Source organism: Geodermatophilus sp. SYSU D00684 (assembly GCF_054050455.1).
The window spans coordinates 126,348-146,450 of the sequence record NZ_JBJGZI010000005.1 but is presented as its reverse complement, the minus strand read 5'-3'; the positions used below and the strand labels follow the sequence as shown (position 1 = coordinate 146,450).

The window sequence follows — 20,103 nt, the reverse complement described above, 5'->3', positions numbered from 1 at the left end:
GTCGGCTCATCACGGGGGCCGGTGCTGCCGAAGACGGGGTGTGGCCATCCCCCGGGGACTGCGAGCCCGGCAGCCGCGTGCCGCCGCCCGCTCGCTGGTCCTCGTGCTGGGCATCTCCGCGGGCGCCCTCGCCGCGGTCAACGGCTTCGGCGCGAACGCCGCGTCGCCGCTGACCCTGGCGGCGTGCTGGACCGTCGTGGCCGTCCTCGTCGCGAGCGCCGTCGCGTGCCGTCGTGTCGCGCCCGAGCGGCTCGACCGCTGGGGCGTGTTCCCCCTGCTCGGGGTGACCGGGGTCCTGCTGGTCGCCGGGCTGAACCTCGTGACCGCGGACCCGTCGGCCGGTGCCCAGGCCTTCCTCGCCTTCCCGGTGCTGTGGGCCGCCGCCCACCTCCGACGGGCGGCCGTCACCGTGGTCACGGCCCTGGCCGTGGCGGCGAACGCCACCGTGCTGCTGCACCTGGCACCGGTCGAGAACGCGGTCAGCGACGCCCTCCTCCTCGGCACCGTGCTCGCCGTGGTCGCCGTGATGCTGGAACGGGCCGGCGCGGTGCAGGAGCGGCTGGTCGAGGCGCTCGAGCAGCAGGCCACCGTGGACACCCTCACCGGCCTGGTCAACCGCCGGGTCTTCGACGACGCGCTCGCCGTCGCGCTCACCGGCCCGGCCGCCGCCGACGGCACCGCCCTGCTCCTGCTCGACGTCGACTCGTTCAAGCAGATCAACGACCAGCACGGCCACCCCGTCGGCGACGACGCGCTGGTCCACCTCGCCGGGATCATCCGGCGGCAGATCCGCGCCGGCGACGCCGTCCTGTCCCGGCTCGGCGGCGACGAGCTCGCCGTGCTGCTGCCCGGCTGCACCGCCGAGGTCGCCGTCGCCCGCGCCGAGTCGGTGCTCGGGACGGTGCTGTCCACGCCGCTCACGCTCCCCGACGGCACCCTGCTGGCGATGTCGGTGAGCGTCGGGGTGGCGCACGCCCGCGACACCCCGATCGGGATGCGCGAGTTCTACGCCGCCGCGGACCGCGCCCTGTACCGCGCCAAGCGCGCCGGCCGCGGCCGCGTCGAGGTCGCCCCCGCCTGACGCGGCTCAGCGCAGGTGCCGGGCCGCGGCCGCCAGGGTGCGGACGGTGAGCCGGCCGTCGGCCAGGCCCAGCGCCACGACGTCGTCGAACACCCGCTGGTCGGCCGCCGCCGCGCGGAACGCCGCGTCCATCACCCGCGGCCACCGGCTGACCCACGACGCCGCCGACGCCGACCGGTGGTGCGCGCCCAGCCGCCGCCGCAGCGCCCGCCGGTGCACCGCGCCCGCGGCCGCCCCCGCCGAGGCGGCCGCGCCGGCCAGCGCCCCGGACAGCACCGCGTAGAAGATGCCCTCGCCGGTCATCGGGTTGACCAGCGACGCCGCGTCGCCGGCCAGCAGCACCCGCCCGTCGGGCTGCCGCGGCCGGCCGGTGGACAGCGGCAGCCGGTGCGCCCGCAGCCCCGCGGGCTCGACCCCGGGCAGCAGCCGGTGCAGCCCCTCCACCAGCGCCGCCCGGGTGGCCCCGCCGGAGACCAGCTCGCCGTAGCCCACGTTGGCCCGCCCGTCCCCGAGGGGGAACGACCACGCGTAGGCCGGCCAGCGCTGCTCGGTGGTCACCAGCACCTGGGTGCCGCCCTGGCCCGGCAGCTCGGGCGCGTAGCCGCGCAGCGCCACCGCCATCCGGTCGTCGGCGTTGCGCGGCAGGCCCAGGGCCCGCCGGACGACGGACTCCGCGCCGTCCGCGCCGACCAGCACCCCGGCGGTGAGCACCCCGTCGACGTCGACGCCGTCGCGCCCCGGCGTCACCCGGCGGACGGTGTGCCGCCGGAACCCCGCGCCCGCGCCGAGGGCCGCGGCGAGCAGCCGGGCGTCGAACACCTCCCGCGGCACCACCGACGACGGCCGGTGCGTGGCCCGCTCCACCGCCGCGCCGCCGGGCGAGCGCAGGGACAGCCGCGGCGCGGGGGCGTAGCCGGCGGTCAGCGCGGCGACGTCGGCGCCCAGCCCGGCGAGCACGTCGAGTGCCTCGGGGGCGATGCCGTCGCCGCAGACCTTGTCGCGGGGGAAGTCGGCCCGGTCGAGGACGAGCACCGAGGCGCCGTCGCGCCGCGCGGCCAGCGCCGCCGCCGCGCCCGCCGGGCCGCCCCCGACCACGACGACGTCCCAGCGCTCCACGGGGGCGACGCTAGGCAGCACCGCGGCCGGCGGCCAGCCGGCGCTGTCCCGTCCGGCCCGACCGGCGCAGGATGGCCCGCGTGACCGCACCCGACGAGCGCGAGCTGCTGCTGCGCCTGCTGGCCGACCAGCGCACCGCGCTGCGCAACACCCTGTACGGGCTCACCGAGGAGCAGGCGCGGGCGACCCCGACCGCCAGCGAGCTGTCGCTGTCCGCGCTGCTCAAGCACGTGACCCAGGGCGAGCGGGCGAACCTGGCCGGCCGGGTCGGGAGCCGTCCGCACGCGGTGGAGGGCGATCCGCAGGCCGAGTGGATGGCCGGGTTCACCGTCGCCCCCGGCGAGACCGTGGAGGTCCTGCTGCACCGTCAGGCGGAGGTGGCGCGCGAGACCGAGGAGGTCGTGCGCGCCGAGCGCGACCTGGACCGGGTGGTCGCGGTCCCCGCCGGCGTCGCGCGCTGGCTGCCCGAGGGCACCGTGTTCACCGTCCGCTGGCTGCTGCTGCACCAGATCGAGGAGCAGGCCCGGCACGCCGGCCACGCCGACGTCATCCGCGAGTCGATCGACGGCAAGGGCGCCTGGCAGCTGGAGGCCGAGGCCCAGGGCATCGCCGCCCCGACCTGGACCTAGGGCGGGGTGGGGGCCCACTTCCGCGGCGGGTGCTCGTAGCCCTCGACGAAGGCGAGCAGGCCGGCCGCGTCGGTCACCACGCCGAGCGCGTCGAGCCGGCGCCGCTCGAGGTAGCCGTCGTCGGCCATGCGGCCCAGCTGGGCCAGCAGCGGCGCCCAGAACCCGTCGACGTCGAGCAGCACCACCGGCTTGGTGTGCAGGCCGAGCATCCCCCAGGTCCAGGCCTCGAACAGCTCCTCGAGCGTGCCGGCGGCCCCGGGCAGCGCGACGAAGGCGTCGGCGAGCTCGGCCATCCGCGCCTTGCGCTCGTGCATGGAGGTCACCACCTCCAGCCGCGGCAGGCCGGGGTGGGCCAGCTCGTCGTCGACCAGGCGCTGCGGGATCACCCCGACCACCTCGCCGCCGGCGGCCAGGGCGGCGTCGGCGACGACGCCCATCAGCCCGACGTGCCCGCCCCCGTAGACCACCCCGACGCCGGCCTCGGCCAGGCCCGTGGCCAGGTCCGCGGCGGCCTTCCGGTGCGACTCCGGCCCGGGCCGGCTGCCGGTGAAGACGGCGACCCGCATGCGCTTCGTCAGGAGCCGTAGTAGCGGTAGACCGGCTCGGCGATGCAGACCGGCTTCTCGCCGCCCTCGCGCTCGACGACGGCGGAGAAGGTGAGCTGCAGGCCGCCGGTGAACGGCGTGACGTCGGTGAGGGTCGCGGTCAGCCGCACGCGGGAGCCGACGGGCACCGGCGCGGGGAAGCGCACCTTGTTCAGCCCGTAGTTGACGCCCATCGCGGTGTCGGTGACCACGAAGACCTGCGCGAACAGCGGCACGAGCAGCGACAGCGTGAGGTAGCCGTGCGCGATCGGCCCGCCGTAGGGGCTCTCCGCCTTCGCCCGCTCGACGTCGACGTGGATCCACTGGTGGTCACCGGTCGCGTCGGCGAAGGTGTCCACCCGGTCCTGGGTCACCTCGAACCAGTCGCTCGTGCCCAGCTCCCGGCCGAGGAGGCCGGAGACCTCGGCCATCGTCGTCGTGGTCGCCATGCGGGTGCCTCCGTCGTCGTCGCCGGTCGTCCTCCCGATCCTGCCAGTGCGGTGCACCGGTCCCCGCGCCGGCTGCGGTTCACTTGTCCGGGTGGCGACCATCCGTCTGACCCCCACCGACGGCTGGACCACCTGCGCGCTGGGGCACCGGCACTGGGGGCGGGCCGGCGCGGCCGGCCTGCTGGTGCACCGCGACGGCGGCGACGGTCCCGAGCTGCTGCTGCAGCACCGCGCGCTGTGGTCGCACCACGGCGGGACGTGGGGCACGCCGGGCGGGGCGCTGCACCTGGACGAGACGCCCGAGCAGGGCGCGCTGCGCGAGGTCGAGGAGGAGCTCGGGCTGGGGACCGCGGACCTCGTGCTCGGCGCGCGCTCGGTCGACGACCACGGCGGCTGGGCGTACACGACCGTCCTGGCCCGCCCGGTCGGCGACCTCGACCCGTCCCGGCTGCGGCTCGACGGCGAGAGCACCGGCGTCGCGTGGGTGGCGCTGGCCGCGCTGCACCAGGTCACGCTGCACCCGGGGCTGGCCGCCTCGATGGACCGGCTGCGGCCGCTGCTCGCCGCCTGAGCTCAGCCGACCGTCACGGTCAGCGCCCGGTGGTCGCCCACGCCCAGCCGGCGGGCGGCGGCGTCCCGGGCGGTCACCCGGCCCAGCGCGAGCAGGTGGTCCAGCTGCAGACGCGGCCCGTGCGCCGGGAAGCTCGCCTCCCGCACCAGCGCGGTCGCGCCGAGCAGCCGCGCCGGCAACCCGCCGGGCAGGTTGAGGTCGCCCGCGACCACCACGGGGCCGGGCAGGGACGCCACCCAGCGGCGCAGCCGCCGCAGCTGCCGCACCGCCGTCGGCGGCGAGAACGACAGGTGGGTGGCGACCACGGTCAGCCCGTCCAGGCAGGCGGCGACGGCGACCCGCGGCTCGTCGGGCACCCACCACAGCCGCGGCCGGCCGGTGGCCGGGTCCGGCGCCCGCAGCGGCAGCCGGGCGCGGCCGGACCCCAGCCCGAGCACCGCCCAGTCCCGCACCGGGCGGCGGACCAGCAGCGCGACGCCGTACGCGGGGCCGTCCGCCGCGCTCTCCGGCCCGCGCAGCCCGGGCGGGTCGGCGGCGGCCCAGGTGCCGCGGAACGGGCTCGGCGTCCCGGTGAGGGTGGCCGCGTGCCGCCAGTCGACGGCGTCCAGCGCGCCGGCGAGCACCGCGGCCTGGTCGGTGCCGCCGGAGCGGGGCTGGCCGGCGTCGACCTCCTGGACGGCGAGCACGTCGACGTCGAGCCCGGCGACCGCCGCGGCGAGCGTCGCCGGGGCCAGCACGCGGCCGTCGGCGCCGCGGCCGGAGGCGAGGTTGAGGGTGCCCACGCGCAGGGCGGCGCCGTCGGGCACGGGTCCGACGCTAGCGGCGGCGGGTCGCCCGTGCGCGGGACTCGGCTGGCCGCGCAACCACGGGGCTGGTACTTCGTTGTACCGGAGGTGTGAGGGCAGTCTCACCACCTCGACGGAGAGGGGTCGACCCATGGGCGCGCGGCACCGCGCAACGGAGGACGTCGTGGCAGGGGACCGGACCGCGGCCGCCGGGCCGGCTCCCGAGACCGCGGGGCAGCGCTTCTGGTGGCGCGTGCTCATGTCCTTCGCCGTCACCGGGATCGTCGTCGCCCCGCTGATGGCCACGGCCGGCGCGGACGCCTCCGGGGCCGTGGCCGGCGACGGCGGCACGGGCGTCTACTCCGGCGACCCCGGGGTCGCGCAGCCCTCGACCTACGCCCGGCTGACGCCGTCCTTCGGCGTCCCCGGCACGCCCGACGGCTTCCTCTTCCCAGGCTTCGGGACCCCGGCCGCCTCGTCGCAGCGCGCCGGCGGGAGCTCCGCGTCCCCGGCCGGGCTGACCGGCATCGCCGGCTCGGTCGCGACCGCGACGACCGCGGCCACCGCGCCCGCGGCCGCCACGCCCGCCGCCCCGGCACCCGCCGCTCCGGCCCCGGCCGGCACCGCAGGCACCGGCACCCCCTCCGGCTCCGGCTCGCCCGCCGCCCCCGCCCCGTCCGCCGGCACGACGGCGCCCCCCGCCCCGGCGTCGCCCGCACCCGCACCCGCCCCGGCCCCCGTCCCGACCGCGCCGGCCCCGGTCCCCACCGACCCCGTCGGTGACGCCGTGGGCGGCGTGGTCGGCGGGGTGACCGACACGGTGGGCGGCGTGGTCGGCGGCACCACCGACGCGGTCGGCGGCGTGGTCGGCGGCACCACCGACGCGGTCGGCGGCGTCACCGGCGGTCTGCTCGGCGGCTGAGGCGGGGCCGCGGGCGCCCGGATAGGTTCTCGGCATGAGCGCCCGCGACGACGTCTCGGAGATCTTCGACAGCGCCGCGTGGCAGCCGGTCGACGGGTTCGACTTCGCCGACATCACCTACCACCGCGCCGTCGACGCCGGCGTCGTCCGGATCGCCTTCGACCGGCCCGAGGTGCGCAACGCGTTCCGCCCGCAGACCGTCGACGAGCTCATCACCGCGCTCGAGCACGCCCGGCTGACCACCGACGTCGGCTGCGTGCTGCTCACCGGCAACGGCCCGAGCCCGAAGGACGGCGGCTGGGCGTTCTGCTCCGGCGGTGACCAGCGGGTGCGCGGGCGCTACGGCTACGAGCACGAGGTGGGCCGCAGCAGCGGCCGGTTGCACGTGCTGGAGGCGCAGCGGCTGATCCGGTTCATGCCGAAGGTCGTCGTCTGCGTCGTCCCCGGCTGGGCGGCCGGCGGCGGGCACAGCCTGCACGTCGTCAGCGACCTCACCCTCGCCAGCGCCGAGCACGCGCGGTTCAAGCAGACCGACGCCGACGTCGGCAGCTTCGACGGCGGCTTCGGCTCGGCGTACCTGGCCCGCCAGGTGGGCCAGAAGTTCGCCCGGGAGGTCTTCTTCCTCGGCGAGGAGTACTCCGCCGAGGACGCGCGCGCGATGGGCATGGTCAACCGCGTCGTCCCGCACGCCGAGCTGGAGCGCACCGCGCTGGACTGGGGCCGGCGGATCGTGGCCAAGAGCCCGACCGCGCAGCGGATGCTCAAGTACTCGTTCAACCTGATCGACGACGGCCTGGTCGGTCAGCAGCTGTTCGCCGGGGAGACGACCCGGCTGGCCTACATGGCCGAGGAGGCCGTCGAGGGCCGCGACGCCTTCCTGGAGAAGCGCGACCCCGACTTCTCCCGCTTCCCCTGGCACGTCTGAACGGAGGACCCGTGATCGTCGAGGTGGTGGGCGGCGCCGACGAGCGCCCCGAGGTGCGGGTCGTCGACACCGACGACCTGACCAGGCTGCACCTGGCCCTGGGCCAGGTGACCGACGAGGAGGCCGACGAGGTGCTGCGCGAGGCGGGCCTCGGTCGGCTGCAGGACGACGGGACCGGCCTGCTCGACGCCGCCGCGCTGCGGGCCGCCGCCGAGCCCGACGCCGACGTCGCCGACTGGGGCGAGCGCTTCGACCGGATGGTCGAGCAGGCCCGCGAACACGGCTGGGTGAGCGACGACGGCGCCACCCTCCAGGTGCACGTCGAGGGCGCCGCGGGCGCGTGAGAGGCGGATCTCGGCGGTCCGGTCGGGTGACGATACGGCCCCGGTCGTTGTGGTCACTCCACTGACAGGTCAGGATGTGACCGTGCGCAACCTGATGTCGTGCGAACGAGTTCGCTCGTGAGCGGCACCCCCGGCCGCCCGCTGAGCGCCGAGCTGTCCGAGCAACTGGTCGCCGTTGCGGTCGACATCCTCGCCGACGAGGGCTGGGGCCGGCTCAACAGCGACCGGGTGGCGGCCCGGGCGCGCGCGGGCAAGGCCGGCATCTACCGCCGCTGGCCGTCGATGGCGGCGCTGGCGAGGTCGGCGGTCAGCCGCTTCACGCTGGTCCACGCCCCCGAGGACGAGGGCTCCCTGCGGGCCGACCTGGTCGCCCTGGTCGCCTCCTGGCGCCGGCCGCTGTCCCGCGAGGAGCGGGCCGTGGCCAGCCTCGTCGGTGCCGCCCGGCACGACGAGGACCTGCGCGCCGGGCTCGAGGCCGCCCTGGTACGCCCGCTGACCGAGGCCGTCGAGGTGCTCGGCGAGCGCTGGGCCGCCCGGGGCGACGAGGTGCCGGCCGACCGGCTGGCGCTGCTGCGCTCGGTGCTCGAGGCCTTCTGGTGGCAGCGGCTCACCGTGGCCGGCGACGGCGGGATGGTCGCCGACCGCGTCGAGCAGGTCGTCGACGACGTGCTGCTGCCGATCGTGGTCCCGGCCGCGGAGCCCGCCCGCCGCTGAGGCGGGGTCGGGCGGTCCGGGGAGCGGGTCAGACGGCGCGCAGGGCGCGGGCGGCGTCGTCCGCCATCATCGAGCCCACCACGCCCGCCTCGTAGCCGGCGAGCAGCCGGGCGGCCAGCTCGCGCGTGGTCCCGGCGATCTCCGCCGCCTGCTCGGGCGCGGGCATCGGCGAGCGCGGCTGGGTGACCAGGATGCGCGTGACCGCCAGCCAGGTGGCGGCGACCACCGCGGCCGTCGTCCGCGGGTCGGCGGGGGCCGGGCGCTCGGCGCACGGGCCGGTCCAGGCCTCGACCAGGGCCTCGCTCAGCCGGGCCTCGGCGGTGTGGTGCAGCTCCCGCTCGGAGGCCTGCAGCGCGGGGGAGCGGTCGAGGTCGGCGACGGTGCAGCGCCCGGTCGGGTCGGCCAGCCGCTCGACGAAGCGCCCCACCGAGTCGACCAGGTGCTCGCGCAGCGCGGTGAGCGCCGGGACCCCGGCGGGGCGCTGCCGCACCGCGGCCGCGGGCCCGTCCACCCACGGCGTCCGGTCGGCCCAGTAGAGCTCTTCCTTGGTCGTGAAGTGGTTGAAGACGGTCTGCACCGCGACGTCGGCCGCGGCCGCGACGTCGGCGATGGTCACGGCGTCGAAGCCGCGCTCGGAGAACAGTCGCTGCGCCGTCTCGCGCACGTGCGCGCGGGTGAGGGCCTTCTTCTGGGCCCGACGGGACTGATCACTCACGGTGCGAAGGGTAGCAACGCTGAGTTGCCGGTCTCGCTGAAACGGAACGACATCATCCGGTCGGGGCGTGCCGCCAGTCGTCGGCCACCGCCCTCGCCCAGGTCTCCACCAGCACGGTCAGGTCGATGACGTCGAGGTCGGCGGCGACGTCCGCGATCGTCGTCGTCCACTCCCGCGGGCGGGCCGGGAGCGGGCCGGCCGGCCCGGCTCCGAGGGCCGCCAGGGCGGCGCCCAGCGCGGGCGGATCGGCCGGGTCGGGGTGCTGGGCGGCGTAGGCCGCCTCGGCCAGGACGAGCGCCGGGGCCGGCGCGCCGTCGGGGGCCGGGTCGTCCCGGAGGCCGCGGACGGTCTCCTCGAACAGCCGGGTGCAGGCGGCCGAGGCGCCCGGCCGCGCGGCGGGCCCGCCGGGCAGCGGCAGGAGGACCGATCCGCAGCCGGGGCAGCGGGTGGTGGGCCGGGGGTCGCCGGCCGCGGTGCCGGGGGCGGGCGGGGCGGCGGGCCGGGAAGCGGGCACCCGGCGATCCTGCCGCACCCCGGCCGGGGACGGTGCCCGGAACCGCACGTGGCACCGGGTGCCACCCCGCCGTCGGACACCGCCGCGGCGTGGGGTTGGCTGGTCGCCGAGACGACGGTGTCCGCGCGGGCGGGTGCCGGGCCAGAGGAGGGCCGGGGACCGGTGAGGACCAGGGGAGCGGTGCTGCGCGAGGCGGGCACCGGGTACGAGATCGTCGACCTCGAGGTCGTGGACCCCGGCCCCGGTGAGGTCCTCGTCGAGATGGCCTACGCCGGGCTGTGCCACTCCGACGAGCACCTGCGGCACTCCAACCCCGGCGGGCGGTACCCGATCGTCGGCGGCCACGAGGGCTCCGGCGTCGTCCTGGCGGCCGGGCCCGGCGTCACCTCCGTCGCGCCCGGCGACCACGTCGTCACGAGCTTCCTGCCCGCCTGCGGGCACTGCCGGTACTGCGCCACCGGCCGGTCCAACCTCTGCGACAAGGGCGCCACCATCGCGATCGGGCAGCTGCCCACCGGCACCTACCCCTTCCGGCTGGACGGGGAGCCCCTCGGCGGCTTCTGCATCGTCGGCGCGTTCGCCCGGCACACGGTGCTCAGCGAGTTCTCCTGCGTGCGCATCGACCCGCACCTGCCGCTGGACACCGCGGCGCTGCTCGCCTGCAGCGTCCCCACCGGCTGGGGGTCGGCGGTCTACTCCGGGGGCACCCGCCCGGGCGACGTCGTGGTGGTGGTCGGGCTCGGCGGGGTCGGCGTCAACGCCGTCCAGGGCGCGGTGCACGCGGGCGCGACGCACGTGATCGGCGTCGACCCGGTGGCGATGAAGCGGGAGTTCGCGGAGACGCTGGGGGCCACGCACACCGTGGCCGACGCCCGCGACGCCGCGCAGCTGGCCCGCGAGCTGTCCCGCGGCACGGGCGCCGACGTGGTCGTGGTGACCGTCGGGAAGATGTCGGCCGAGGTGATGGCCGGGGCGTCGGCGTGCCTCGGCAAGGGCGGCACGCTGGTGCTGACGGCGCTGGCCGACCACCCGCGCGAGGGCCACGTGGACCTCAACGGGCAGATGACCACCGTGTTCGAGCACCGTGTGCAGGGCTCGCTGTTCGGCTCGTGCAACCCCTTCCGCGACATCCCGATGCTGGCGCGGATGGCCGAGGAGGGGCGGCTGGAGCTCGGCCGGCTGGTCACCCGGCGGTACGCGCTGGACGAGCTGAACCAGGGCTACCGGGACCAGGCGGCCGGCGAGACGGTCCGGGGCCTGCTCGTCCACGGCTGATCCGCGCCCGGTCGGGCTCTGCCCCCGATGCGGGGCAGAGCACAAGCGCCGGCGAGGGGTCAGACCGCCCCGGCCCGGGAGGCCCGGTACTCGGGGACGGTCACCATCGGCGGCCGCTCGTCGACGGCGACCGGCGTGCTGACCGGCAGGAACCCGCCGCCGTCGGCGCGGAACTGGGTGAGCAGCCCGCCGGCACCGGCCCGCCCGCTGCGGGCCAGCACCGCGGAGACCACCTGGCCGGCCATCCGGCCCAGCGCCTCCTGGTCCTGCGAGGTGTGCCGGCGCACGCCCAGGTCGACCTGCGCCAGCCCGTGCAGGCCCAGCAGGCCGAGCAGGTCGACCAGCAGGCCCACCTCCACGCCGTAGCCGGAGACGAACGGCACCTGCTCCAGCGCCTCGCGCCGGCCGGCGTACTCCCCGCCCAGCGGCTGCACGAAGCCCGCGAGCTCCGGCCACAGGGCGTTGAGCAGCGGGCGCGCGGTGAGCTCGGTGACCCGGCCGCCGCCGGCGGGGGTGACGCGGCCGTCGACCTCCAGCGGCCGGGTGTAGCAGCCCTTGACGTAGCCGACCTGCGGATCGGTCAGCAGCGGCGCGAGCAGCCCCGGCACGTAGTGCGTGACGTCGCCGAGCAGGTCGGCGTCGAGGAAGACCAGCAGGTCGCCGGTGGTGGCCGCGAGCGACTTCCACAGCGCCTCGCCCTTGCCCGGCCGGCTGCCGTGCGCGGGCAGCACGTCCGCGGCCGCGACGACGTCGGCCCCGGCGGCGCGGGCGACCTCGGCGGTGCGGTCGCTGGAGTCGGAGTCGACGACGAGCAGCTCGTCGACCAGCGGGACCAGCCGGGCCCACTGCTCGACCAGGCCGGCGACGATCCCGCCGACGGTGGCCTCCTCGTCGCGCGCGGGGAGGACCAGGCTCACCCGGTGGCCGCCGCGGCGCTTGGCCCGGAGCAGGCCGAGCACGTCCACGTCGGCGGCCGAGCGGACGGCGGACGTGCGGCCGGAGAACCAGGCGGCGGCGTCGGGTCGCATCGCCCCACTGTCCCGGAGCCCTCCGGCGCGACGCCACGGGACCCGGCCGGTGTTCACGGAGCCGTAGCCGGACGTTCCGCCGTCAGATGCGGCTGGCGTCGCGGAGGGCCGCGGGGCTGTCCGGTCCCACCTGCGCGCCGGCGCCGTCGGGCTCCGGGTGCCCGAGCTCGGTCAGCCAGCCGCGCAGCACCCGGTGCAGGTGCTCGGCGCCGACGATCTCGCCGGGCGGCGTCAGGACCCGGGGGTGGGCGAGGAACCCCCGCTGCTGCGGGCCGCCGAGCCCGCCGTGCGACCCGACGTGCGGCTCGAAGGGCGAGGCCTCGTCGGTGTCCGGGTCGTAGCGGCTGTTGACCATGACGTCGGGGCAGTGCGGGAACGTGGACACCCGCGCCACCAGCGCGGGCGCGTGCTCCCCGTAGACGGCCAGCGGGTCCTCGCCGACGACCACGCCGGTGGCCAGCCGGTGCAGGCCGTCGCGGCCGAGGACGACCGGGCCGTGCTCCTCGGAGTGCACCAGCACGAAGCCCACGCCGTCGTGGTCGACCAGCGCCGGCAGCAGGTCGGGCCAGTGGTGCTCGATCTCCTCCAGCGGCACCCGGCCGGGCAGGTCGGGGAAGGAGACGCCGGCGGTGTGGCCGGAGACGACGACCACCACGCCCGGCGCGACCCGCGCCACCCGGCCCGGCTCCCCGGACGGCGTCCGGTGGTCGTGCTCGCCGGCGCCGGCGGACTCGACCCGCTCGCGCAGCCGGCGGGCGATGAACCCCGGCCCCGACGCCACCTCGGCCAGCGCGCTGGTCACCTGCCAGCCCTCGGCCGCGCGGCGGCTGTCGCGCGGCTCGGGTCCGCGCCGCCCCGGGTCCGGCGTGCCGCCGCAGTGCCGGCCGACGAAGGACTCGATCGTCTCGCCGAACCGCTGCGCGAAGGCCTCGCCCTGGGTCTGGCCGTGGTCGGACAGCAGCACCACGTGGTACGGCCGCGGGGCGAGCTCCCCGGCGCGGGCCAGCCGGCCCACCTGCTGGTCGATGCTGCGCAGCACCTCGAGGGTGTCGAAGCGCTCGACGCCGCTGTGGTGGGCGACCTCGTCGTAGCCGAGGAAGTCGGCGTAGACGGCCGGGCGGCCGGCCATCATGTCCTCGAGCACAGCCGCGACGACGACGTCGCGGGCGATGACCGTCGTCCCGGGCCGGGCCAGCGGGTAGATGCCGCCGCGGCTGACCCGGGGCCGCACGTCGGCGCGGCGCTGCCGGGCGGCCGCGGACAGCTCCCGGTAGACGTCGGCCAGCGAGACGCCGAGCGTGCGCAGCGCGTTCACCGGGTTGGCGAAGTACGCGTAGTAGCCGGCGCCCACCCGCTCGCGCCGCCGTCCCGACCGCCGGGGCACCACCAGCGGCAGCGCGCTCATGGTCAGGCTGACGTGCGGGGCGTCGCCGGTGAACAGGTTGCCGCGGCTGGCGCCGCCGCCGGCCAGCAGCCCGCGGCCGTCGGAGTGCCGCCGCTCCACCTCGGCGGCGTCGGCCGGGTGGGAGACCGCGACGACGTGGTCGCGGTCCTTCTCGTAGTAGCGGAACCCGAGGACGTCGTGGTTGGAGCCGTGCAGGATGCCGCAGACCGAGGCGCCGGTCTGCGAGCTCCAGTCGGTGTGCCACGAGGTGAGCGCGTGGCTGCCCGACCGCAGCCACGCGGCCAGGGTGGGCATCGACCCGTCGCGGACCGCGCGCCGGACGGTGTCGGCGCCGAGGCCGTCGATCTGCAGGAACAGCACGCCCGGCGGGCAGGGCCCGGCCGCCGAGGCGGAGCCGGCGCGGCGGCGGGCGCGGCGGAAGAAGAGCTCGTCCTCGTCGATCGCCAGCGCGCTGCTCACCACCGCCGTCACCGCCGCCATGGCGACGACGACCAGGGTGGCGGTGCCCAGGTCGGTGACCACGACGCCCGGGATCGCGAAGGAGACCGCGAGCACCCCGGCGCCCAGCAGCAGGAAGCTGCCCAGGCCGAGGGTGAACAGCGCCAGCGGCAGCGCCACGCGCATCACCAGTGGCCAGACCACGCCGGCGAGCAGGCCGAGCAGCAGCGCGGTCAGCGGCGGCTGCCACCAGGCGGGCATCGCGAAGCCGGCGAGCCACCGGTCGAGGACGACGAGGGCGAGCGTGGTCAGCAGCCAGGTGAGCAGCACCCGGGCCGGTGCGCGCCCGCGGCCGAGCACCCGCCCGGGCTGGTCCGGCCGGCTCACGCGGGGCCGCACGACGTCGGGCTGCCCTCGTCCTCCGGCTGCCGCTCCGGCTCGGCGGAGCGCCGGCGGCGGGACCCGACCAGGTTGAGCACCGCGCCGACCACGAGGACCAGCAGCGTGGCCACCAGGGTGGCGATCAGCGGGCTGTCGAAGATCCCGCCGCTGGCCACGCCGAGCAGCGCGTAGGCGACCGCCCACAGCGAGGCGGCCAGCAGCGAGGCGGGCAGCAGCCGCCGCCAGGGGTAGGCCAGCGCGCCCGCGGCCAGCAGCACGGGGATGCGCCCGGCGGGCAGCAGCCGCCCGGCCACGACGATCTGCCAGCCGTGCCGGCGGAACTGTTCGCGGACCTCCTCGATGCGGTCGGCGTGCTGCCCCCGCGCGACCCAGCGCACCGCGGCCGGCCCGCCGAACCGGCAGACGGCGAAGGTGGTGACGTCGCCGAGCCAGGCGGCGAGGGTGGCGACGACGAGCACCGCGACCAGGTTGAGCTCGTGCGCGGTGACCGCGAACGCGGCGGCGGCGCCGACCAGCGGCCCCGTGGGCACCACCGGGACGATCGACCCGAGCAGCACGCCACCGAACAGCACCGGGTAGCCCAGCGACCCGTCGGTCCAGGCGGCGGCGAGGGTGGTGCTCATGCCGCGTCCGCCACGGCGGGGAGCACGACCGGCCGGCCGGGCTCGGGGACGACGACGGTGGTGGGCAGCCGGCGGGCGGCGACCGCCTCGGCGAAGGCGAGCGGCGGCTCGGTCAGCAGCCGGCGGTAGCGCCCGGCCAGCCCGGGCAGCGCCGTGCCGCCGCGGACGGCGAGGGTGCCCCAGTGCACCGGGACGGCGACCTGCGGGCGCACGCGCGCCACGGCCTCCGCGGCCCGCCCGGGGTCGAGGTGGCCGGGGCCGAGCGTGGGCCCCCAGCCCCACACGGGCACCAGCGCGACGTCGACCCCGCGGTCGCCGATGCGGGCCATGCCCTCGAACAGGTCGGTGTCGCCGCAGGCGTAGACGCTGGACCCGGCGCCCTCCAGCAGGTGCCCGACGGCGACCGTCTCCGGGCCGTGGGTCAGGCGCGGACCCCAGCGGTGGCCGCTGTGCACGGCGGGGACGGCGGTGACCCGCAGCCCGCGGTGCACCAGCGACTCCCCGGGGGCGAGCTCGTCCACCCAGCGGACGCCGCGCGAGCGCAGCCACGCGCCGGCGCCGCGCGGCACGACCACGCGGGCGTCGTCGTCCAGCAGCCGCAGGCTGGGCAGGTGCAGGTGGTCGGCGTGCAGGTGGCTGACCAGGACCAGGTCGGCGCCGGCCCAGGCGGCCGGGGGCGGGAGGGGGGCGACCCGCCGCAGCGGGCCGAGGGAGCGGGTGAGCACCGGGTCGGTGAGCACCGTGGACCCGGCCAGCTCGACGCGGACGGTCGAGTGGCCGATCCAGTGCAGCCCGGGACCCTCCACGCGGCCAGTATCGACCCGGGGACCGACGGGTCCGTGGACGCCGTCCCCCGTCCGGGGAAGCCGGCCCGGCGCGCCGTTCCGGGTGCGGCGGGGACGGATGCGTTCCACCATGCCTCCCATGACCTCAGCGGGGGACCCGGGGTTGCCACGGCCGGCGGGGGAGCTGTCCGGCGAGCTGCGGCGCATGGCGCTGCACCTGGAGACGGCGGCGGTGCTGGAGCTGCGCGCGCAGCGCACCACCGACCCGGTCCAGGTGGCGGTGCTGCGCCGGCGCGCCGAGCACCGACGACGGGAGGCGGACCGCCTGCGGGAGCGGCTGGCCGCCTGCGGCGTGGCCCTGCCCCGCGGGCAGCGGGCGCCGGGCGCGGCCTCGGCCTGACCCGGGAGCGCTAGCGTCGCGCCCGTGGCCACCTGGGCGGACGTGCGGCGCCTGGCCCTCGCGCTGCCCGGGACGACGGAGGGCACCTCCTTCGGCCGGCCGGCGTGGAAGGTCCGCGACCGTGCCTTCGTCTGGGAGCGCCCGCTGAGCCGCGCCGACGTCGAGCAGCTGGGGGACGCCGCGCCGGAGGGTCCGGTTCTCGGCGCCGCCGTCGCCGACGAGGGCGTCAAGCACGCGCTGGTCGCCGACGACCCCGCCGTCTACCTGACGACGCCGCACTTCGACGGGTACGCCGCCGTGCTGGTCCGGCTCGACGCGATCGACGTCGCCGAGCTCGGGGAGCTGGTCACCGAGGCATGGCTGGCCAGGGCGCCGGCCCGGCTGGCGCGCGAGTACCTCGCCGGGCGGTAGTCCCTCCCGGTACCGGGCGGTACGGCGCCGCGCGGGAACCCCTGGCCGCGGGCCGCGGGGTCTGGCATCTTCCGCCGCCGTCCCGAACCCGTGATCACAGGAGATCCCGTGCGTCTGCGCCCCCTCGTCGCCGGCACCGCCCTCGCCGCGACGTCCGTCCTCGCCCTCGCCGCCCCCGCCGCCGCGGCGCCGCGGCCCGTCTACGAGGCCGACGTCGTCGGCGTCGTGCAGGTCGACCGCGGCGACCGCACCGTGGCGCAGGTCCAGGTCCGCTACCGCTGCGCCGCCGGGGAGGACCTCGGCCTGTGGGTGTCGGTCAAGCAGACCGCCGACCGCTCGGCCGACCCGCGCCTGGAGCAGGAGGGCAGCAGCGGCATCTCCGCCGCGTGGAGCGACAGCCACCGCAACGCCTTCACCTGCGACGGCAGGAGCCGGGTCGGCACCTTCGAGGTCGACCAGCTCGAGCCGGCGTGGGGCGGCGGGCAGCGCGCCGGCGCCGGTGCGCTGGCGCGCGGCGAGGCCTACGTCCAGTTCTGCCTCACCGACCCCGCCGCCCCCGGTCCCGAGGGCCTGCTGCTGAGCCACGACGAGTTCGTGCACGTGCGCTGACCCCGCCGGACGCCTCGGTACCGGCACGACCGGTACCGAGGCGTTCCGCGCGCCGGATCGCGCCGGGAGTGGCAGAGTCCACAGGGTGAAGACCTGGCTCGACGCCTGGCCGGTGTTCCGGCAGCTGACCGGCCCCGATCCGCTCGGGCGCGGCAGGGCCGCGCGGAGCAAGGCGACGGAGAACGTGGTGAGCCGCACGGCCACCGCCGACCGCGTCGTCCAGAGCGTCTGCCCGTACTGCGCCGTGGGCTGCGGGCAGCGGATCTTCGTGAAGGACGAGCAGATCGTCCAGATCGAGGGCGACCCGGACTCGCCGATCAGCCGCGGCCGGCTCTGCCCCAAGGGCAGCGCCAGCAAGTCGCTGGTCACCAGCCCGACCCGCGTGACGACGGTCAAGTACCGCCGGCCGTACGGGACGGAGTGGGAGGACCTCGACCTCGACACGGCGATGCACATGATCGCCGACCGCGTCCTCGAGGCCCGGCGCAAGGGCTGGCAGGACGAGAACGACGGCAAGCGCGTGAACCGCACCATGGGGTTGGCGAGCCTCGGAGGGGCGACCCTCGACAACGAGGAGAACTACCTCATGAAGAAGCTGTACAGCGCCCTGGGCGCCATACAGATCGAGAACCAGGCGCGCATATAGCACTCCGCCACGGTGCCCGGTCTGGGTGCCTCGTTCGGTCGTGGCGGTGCCACGAACTCCCAGGAAGACCTCGCGAACTCCGACTGCATCGTCATCGAGGGTTCCAACATGGCCGAGTGCCACCCGGTGGGTTTCCAGTGGGTGAGCGAGGCCAAGGCGCGCGGCGCGAAGGTCGTCCACGTCGACCCGCGGTTCACCCGGACCAGCGCGATCGCCGACCTGCACGTCCCGCTGCGCATCGGCACCGACATCGCGTTCCTCGGCGGGTTGATCAACTTCGTCCTCGAGAACGACCTGTACTTCAAGGAGTACGTGGTCGCCTACACCAACGCCGCGGCGCTGGTGAGGGAGGACTTCGTCGACGCCGAGGACCTCGACGGCCTGTTCTCCGGCTTCGACCCGGAGAACAGCACCTACGACGAGTCCAGCTGGCAGTACGAGCCGGAGGAGCCGCCGCACTCGGGCTCCGACGACCCGGCCGGGGCCGCCGCGCAGGACGAACTCGAGGACCACCCGCAGATCCGGAAGACCGACAAGGCACAGGCGGCCGGCAGCGGCGGCCCCCCGATCGCGGCCAAGCCGAAGCGCGACGAGACGCTGCAGCACCCGCGGACGGTCTTCCAGGTCCTCAAGCGGCACTTCGCCCGCTACACGCCGGAGATGGTGGCCGAGGTCTGCGGCATCGAGCCGGAGGTGTTCCTGCAGGTCGCCCGGTGGGTGACCGAGAACAGCGGCCGCGACCGGACGACGGCGTGGGTGTACTCGGTGGGCTGGACGCAGCACAGCGTCGGCGCGCAGTACATCCGCACCTGCTCGATCCTGCAGACGCTGCTGGGCAACATCGGCCGTCCCGGCGGCGGCATCCTGGCGCTGCGCGGGCACGCCAGCATCCAGGGCTCGACCGACGTCCCGACGCTGTACAACCTGCTGCCCGGCTACCTGCCGATGCCGCACGCGATGCAGCACCAGTCGCTCGACGACTACTGCGCCGACGCCGCCGGCAAGGCCGGCTTCTGGGGCAACAAGCGCGCCTACACGGTCAGCCTGCTCAAGGCCTGGTGGGGCGACGCCGCGACGCCGGAGAACGACTTCGCCTTCGGCTACCTGCCGCTCATCGACGGCGACCACAGCTCCTACCGCCAGATCAAGGACATGATCGAGGGGAAGATCTCCGGCTACTTCCTGGTCGGCGAGAACCCCACGGTCGGCCACCCCAACGGCCGGATGAACCGGTTCGGGCTGGCCAACCTCGACTGGCTGGTCGTCCGCGACCTCCAGATGATCGAGTCGGCGACCTTCTGGAAGGAGTCGCCGGAGATCGAGACCGGCGAGCTCGCCCCGGAGACGATCGCCACCGAGGTCTTCTTCGTGCCCGCGGCGTCGCACGCGGAGAAGGAGGGGACCTTCACCCAGACCCAGCGGCTGCTGCAGTGGCGGCACAAGGCCGTCGACCCGCCGGGCGACGCCAAGAGCGACCTGTGGTTCTACTTCCACCTCGGCCGCATCCTGCGCGAGCGGCTGGCCGGCTCGACCGACCCGCGCGACCGCCCGCTGCTCGACCTCACCTGGGACTACCCGACGCACGGCCCCGACCAGGAGCCCAGCGCCGAGGACGTGCTGCGGGAGATCAACGGCGTGGGTCCCGACGGGCGCGCCGTCTCCGGGTACATGGAGCTCAAGGACGACGGGTCGACGTCGTGCGGCTGCTGGATCTACTCCGGCGTCTACGCCGACGAGGTCAACCAGTCCGCGCGCCGCAAGCCGGGGCGCGAGCAGGGCCAGGTCGCCTCCGAGTGGGGCTGGGCGTGGCCGTACAACCGGCGCATCCTCTACAACCGCGCCTCGGCCGACCCCGACGGCAGGCCGTGGAGCGAGCGCAAGAAGTACGTCTGGTGGGACGAGGAGGCCGGTCGTTGGACCGGCGTCGACAACCCGGACTTCGAGGCGACCAAGCGGCCGGACTACGTGCCGCCGGAGGGGGCCCGGGCGCAGGACGCGATCGGCGGCGCCGACCCGTTCATCATGCAGGGGGACGGGAAGGCCTGGCTGTACGCGCCCGCGGGCGTCGTCGACGGGCCGCTGCCGACGCACTACGAGCCGGCGGAGTCCGTGGTCGAGAACGCCCTCTACAAGCAGCAGGCGAACCCGACGATGGAGCACATCGCGGGCCCGTGGAACCGGGAGAACCCGCCGCTGAGCCCGGTCTTCCCGTTCCAGGTCACCACCTACCGGCTGACCGAGCACCACACGGCGGGCGGGATGAGCCGGACGCTGCCCTACCTGTCCGAGCTCCAGCCGGAGTTCTTCGTCGAGGTCAGCCCGGAGCTGGCCGCGCTGCGCGGGCTGGTCAACGGGGAGTACGCCACGCTGGTCAGCACGCGGACGGCGATCGAGGCGAAGGTGCTGGTCACCGAGCGGATGCGGCCGATCCGGCTGCGGGACGGCCAGGTCGTGCACCAGATCGGGATGCCCTACCACTGGTCCTACAACGGCATCTCCACCGGCGACTCGGCCAACGACCTGCTCGGCATCGTGCTCGACCCGAACACCCACATCCAGGAGGACAAGGTCAGCACCGCCGACATCGTCCCGGGACGGCGCCCCCGCGGTCCCGAGCTGATCGAGTTCGTGGAGGGCTACCGGCGCCGCGCGGGCGTGGGGTCGGGGCGGGTCGGGGTCAACGGCCGCGACCCGGTCGCCGCCGAGGCCGGCGAGGGATCGCAGCAGTGAGG

21 protein-coding genes and 1 pseudogene are annotated in these 20,103 nt (G+C 76.4%); 12 read left to right on the top strand and 10 right to left on the bottom strand.

Going from position 1 to position 20,103, the window contains the following annotated elements; genetic code table 11:
• Nucleotides 1-40: 40 nt before the first annotated feature.
• Nucleotides 41-1,081, top strand: a complete 1,041-nt coding sequence (locus ACI79L_RS05145; protein WP_456935741.1) for a GGDEF domain-containing protein — start codon at nt 41-43, stop codon at nt 1,079-1,081.
• A gap of 6 nt (nt 1,082-1,087) precedes the next feature.
• Here ACI79L_RS05145 and ACI79L_RS05140 read toward each other — a convergent pair whose 3' ends face one another.
• On the bottom strand, nt 1,088-2,197 hold the full coding sequence (locus ACI79L_RS05140; RefSeq protein WP_456935740.1) for an NAD(P)/FAD-dependent oxidoreductase: 1,110 nt from the start codon (nt 2,195-2,197) through the stop codon (nt 1,088-1,090).
• Nucleotides 2,198-2,277: 80 nt separating this feature from the next.
• On the opposite strand from ACI79L_RS05140, the gene ACI79L_RS05135 reads away from it, so the two are divergent.
• On the top strand, nt 2,278-2,826 hold the full coding sequence (locus ACI79L_RS05135; RefSeq protein WP_456935739.1) for a mycothiol transferase: 549 nt from the start codon (nt 2,278-2,280) through the stop codon (nt 2,824-2,826).
• Here ACI79L_RS05135 and ACI79L_RS05130 read toward each other — a convergent pair.
• Together ACI79L_RS05130 and ACI79L_RS05125 are read right to left on the bottom strand one after the other, a co-directional pair.
• Nucleotides 2,823-3,392 (bottom strand): LOG family protein, encoded by a 570-nt coding sequence (locus ACI79L_RS05130; protein WP_456935738.1) that lies wholly within the window; start codon nt 3,390-3,392, stop codon nt 2,823-2,825. The two genes, ACI79L_RS05135 and ACI79L_RS05130, sit on opposite strands and share 4 nt — an antisense overlap.
• An 8-nt stretch (nt 3,393-3,400) precedes the next feature.
• Nucleotides 3,401-3,859, bottom strand: coding sequence for a MaoC family dehydratase (locus ACI79L_RS05125; protein WP_456935737.1), 459 nt, complete (start codon nt 3,857-3,859; stop codon nt 3,401-3,403).
• Between the two features lie 91 nt (nt 3,860-3,950).
• Here ACI79L_RS05125 and ACI79L_RS05120 point away from each other — a divergent pair, with 91 nt between their 5' ends.
• A complete protein-coding gene (locus tag ACI79L_RS05120; RefSeq protein ID WP_456935736.1) occupies nt 3,951-4,430 on the top strand; it encodes an NUDIX domain-containing protein in 480 nt (159 codons plus the stop codon).
• Between the two features lie 2 nt (nt 4,431-4,432).
• On the opposite strand, the gene ACI79L_RS05115 is transcribed toward ACI79L_RS05120, so the two are convergent.
• On the bottom strand, nt 4,433-5,236 hold the full coding sequence (locus ACI79L_RS05115) for an endonuclease/exonuclease/phosphatase family protein (RefSeq protein ID WP_456935735.1): 804 nt from the start codon (nt 5,234-5,236) through the stop codon (nt 4,433-4,435).
• A gap of 163 nt (nt 5,237-5,399) precedes the next feature.
• Here ACI79L_RS05115 and ACI79L_RS05110 point away from each other — a divergent pair, with 163 nt between their 5' ends.
• From ACI79L_RS05110 to ACI79L_RS05095, 4 genes are all read left to right on the top strand, one after another.
• Nucleotides 5,400-6,137: a hypothetical protein gene (locus tag ACI79L_RS05110; RefSeq protein ID WP_456935734.1), complete on the top strand. Its 738-nt coding sequence runs from the start codon at nt 5,400-5,402 to the stop codon at nt 6,135-6,137.
• Between the two features lie 34 nt (nt 6,138-6,171).
• Nucleotides 6,172-7,062: a 1,4-dihydroxy-2-naphthoyl-CoA synthase gene (locus tag ACI79L_RS05105; RefSeq protein WP_456935733.1), complete on the top strand. Its 891-nt coding sequence runs from the start codon at nt 6,172-6,174 to the stop codon at nt 7,060-7,062.
• Between the two features lie 11 nt (nt 7,063-7,073).
• Nucleotides 7,074-7,406 carry a hypothetical protein gene (locus ACI79L_RS05100; RefSeq protein WP_456935732.1) on the top strand — a complete coding sequence of 111 codons (333 nt, stop codon included), beginning with the start codon at nt 7,074-7,076 and terminating at the stop codon, nt 7,404-7,406.
• A 117-nt stretch (nt 7,407-7,523) separates the two neighbouring features.
• Complete coding sequence (locus ACI79L_RS05095) at nt 7,524-8,120, top strand: TetR-like C-terminal domain-containing protein (protein ID WP_456935731.1); 597 nt, start codon at nt 7,524-7,526, stop codon at nt 8,118-8,120.
• A gap of 28 nt (nt 8,121-8,148) precedes the next feature.
• On the opposite strand, the gene ACI79L_RS05090 is transcribed toward ACI79L_RS05095, so the two are convergent.
• Together ACI79L_RS05090 and ACI79L_RS05085 are read right to left on the bottom strand one after the other, a co-directional pair.
• Entirely contained in the window at nt 8,149-8,835 is a 687-nt protein-coding gene (locus ACI79L_RS05090; protein WP_456935730.1) for a TetR/AcrR family transcriptional regulator, read from the bottom strand.
• Nucleotides 8,836-8,887: 52 nt separating this feature from the next.
• Entirely contained in the window at nt 8,888-9,349 is a 462-nt protein-coding gene (locus ACI79L_RS05085; RefSeq protein ID WP_456935729.1) for a DUF5946 family protein, read from the bottom strand.
• A gap of 162 nt (nt 9,350-9,511) precedes the next feature.
• Between ACI79L_RS05085 and ACI79L_RS05080 the strand changes: the two genes are divergently transcribed.
• Nucleotides 9,512-10,624 (top strand): NDMA-dependent alcohol dehydrogenase, encoded by a 1,113-nt coding sequence (locus ACI79L_RS05080; RefSeq protein ID WP_456935728.1) that lies wholly within the window; start codon nt 9,512-9,514, stop codon nt 10,622-10,624.
• A gap of 59 nt (nt 10,625-10,683) precedes the next feature.
• Here the strand turns inward: ACI79L_RS05080 and ACI79L_RS05075 are convergent, their stop codons facing one another.
• The 4 genes from ACI79L_RS05075 to ACI79L_RS05060 form a co-directional block, all read right to left on the bottom strand.
• Nucleotides 10,684-11,652 carry a glucosyl-3-phosphoglycerate synthase gene (locus ACI79L_RS05075; RefSeq protein ID WP_456935727.1) on the bottom strand — a complete coding sequence of 323 codons (969 nt, stop codon included), beginning with the start codon at nt 11,650-11,652 and terminating at the stop codon, nt 10,684-10,686.
• An 82-nt stretch (nt 11,653-11,734) separates the two neighbouring features.
• Entirely contained in the window at nt 11,735-13,882 is a 2,148-nt protein-coding gene (locus ACI79L_RS05070; RefSeq protein ID WP_456935726.1) for a phage holin family protein, read from the bottom strand.
• The gene (locus tag ACI79L_RS05065; RefSeq protein ID WP_456935725.1) at nt 13,879-14,520 is read right to left on the bottom strand and encodes a DedA family protein; all 642 of its coding nucleotides are present in this window, start codon (nt 14,518-14,520) and stop codon (nt 13,879-13,881) included. Before ACI79L_RS05065 ends, ACI79L_RS05070 begins: the two co-directional genes overlap by 4 nt.
• Entirely contained in the window at nt 14,517-15,326 is an 810-nt protein-coding gene (locus tag ACI79L_RS05060) for an MBL fold metallo-hydrolase (protein ID WP_456935724.1), read from the bottom strand. Before ACI79L_RS05060 ends, ACI79L_RS05065 begins: the two co-directional genes overlap by 4 nt.
• A 118-nt stretch (nt 15,327-15,444) precedes the next feature.
• On the opposite strand from ACI79L_RS05060, the gene ACI79L_RS05055 reads away from it, so the two are divergent.
• From ACI79L_RS05055 to fdh, 4 genes and pseudogenes are all read left to right on the top strand, one after another.
• Nucleotides 15,445-15,705, top strand: coding sequence for a hypothetical protein (locus ACI79L_RS05055; protein WP_456935723.1), 261 nt, complete (start codon nt 15,445-15,447; stop codon nt 15,703-15,705).
• 24 nt (nt 15,706-15,729) lie between these two features.
• Complete coding sequence (locus tag ACI79L_RS05050) at nt 15,730-16,116, top strand: MmcQ/YjbR family DNA-binding protein (RefSeq protein ID WP_456935722.1); 387 nt, start codon at nt 15,730-15,732, stop codon at nt 16,114-16,116.
• Nucleotides 16,117-16,224: 108 nt separating this feature from the next.
• Entirely contained in the window at nt 16,225-16,725 is a 501-nt protein-coding gene (locus tag ACI79L_RS05045) for a hypothetical protein (RefSeq protein ID WP_456935721.1), read from the top strand.
• A gap of 85 nt (nt 16,726-16,810) precedes the next feature.
• Nucleotides 16,811-20,101: pseudogene (gene fdh / locus ACI79L_RS05040) on the top strand (formate dehydrogenase).
• Nucleotides 20,102-20,103 lie beyond the last annotated feature (2 nt).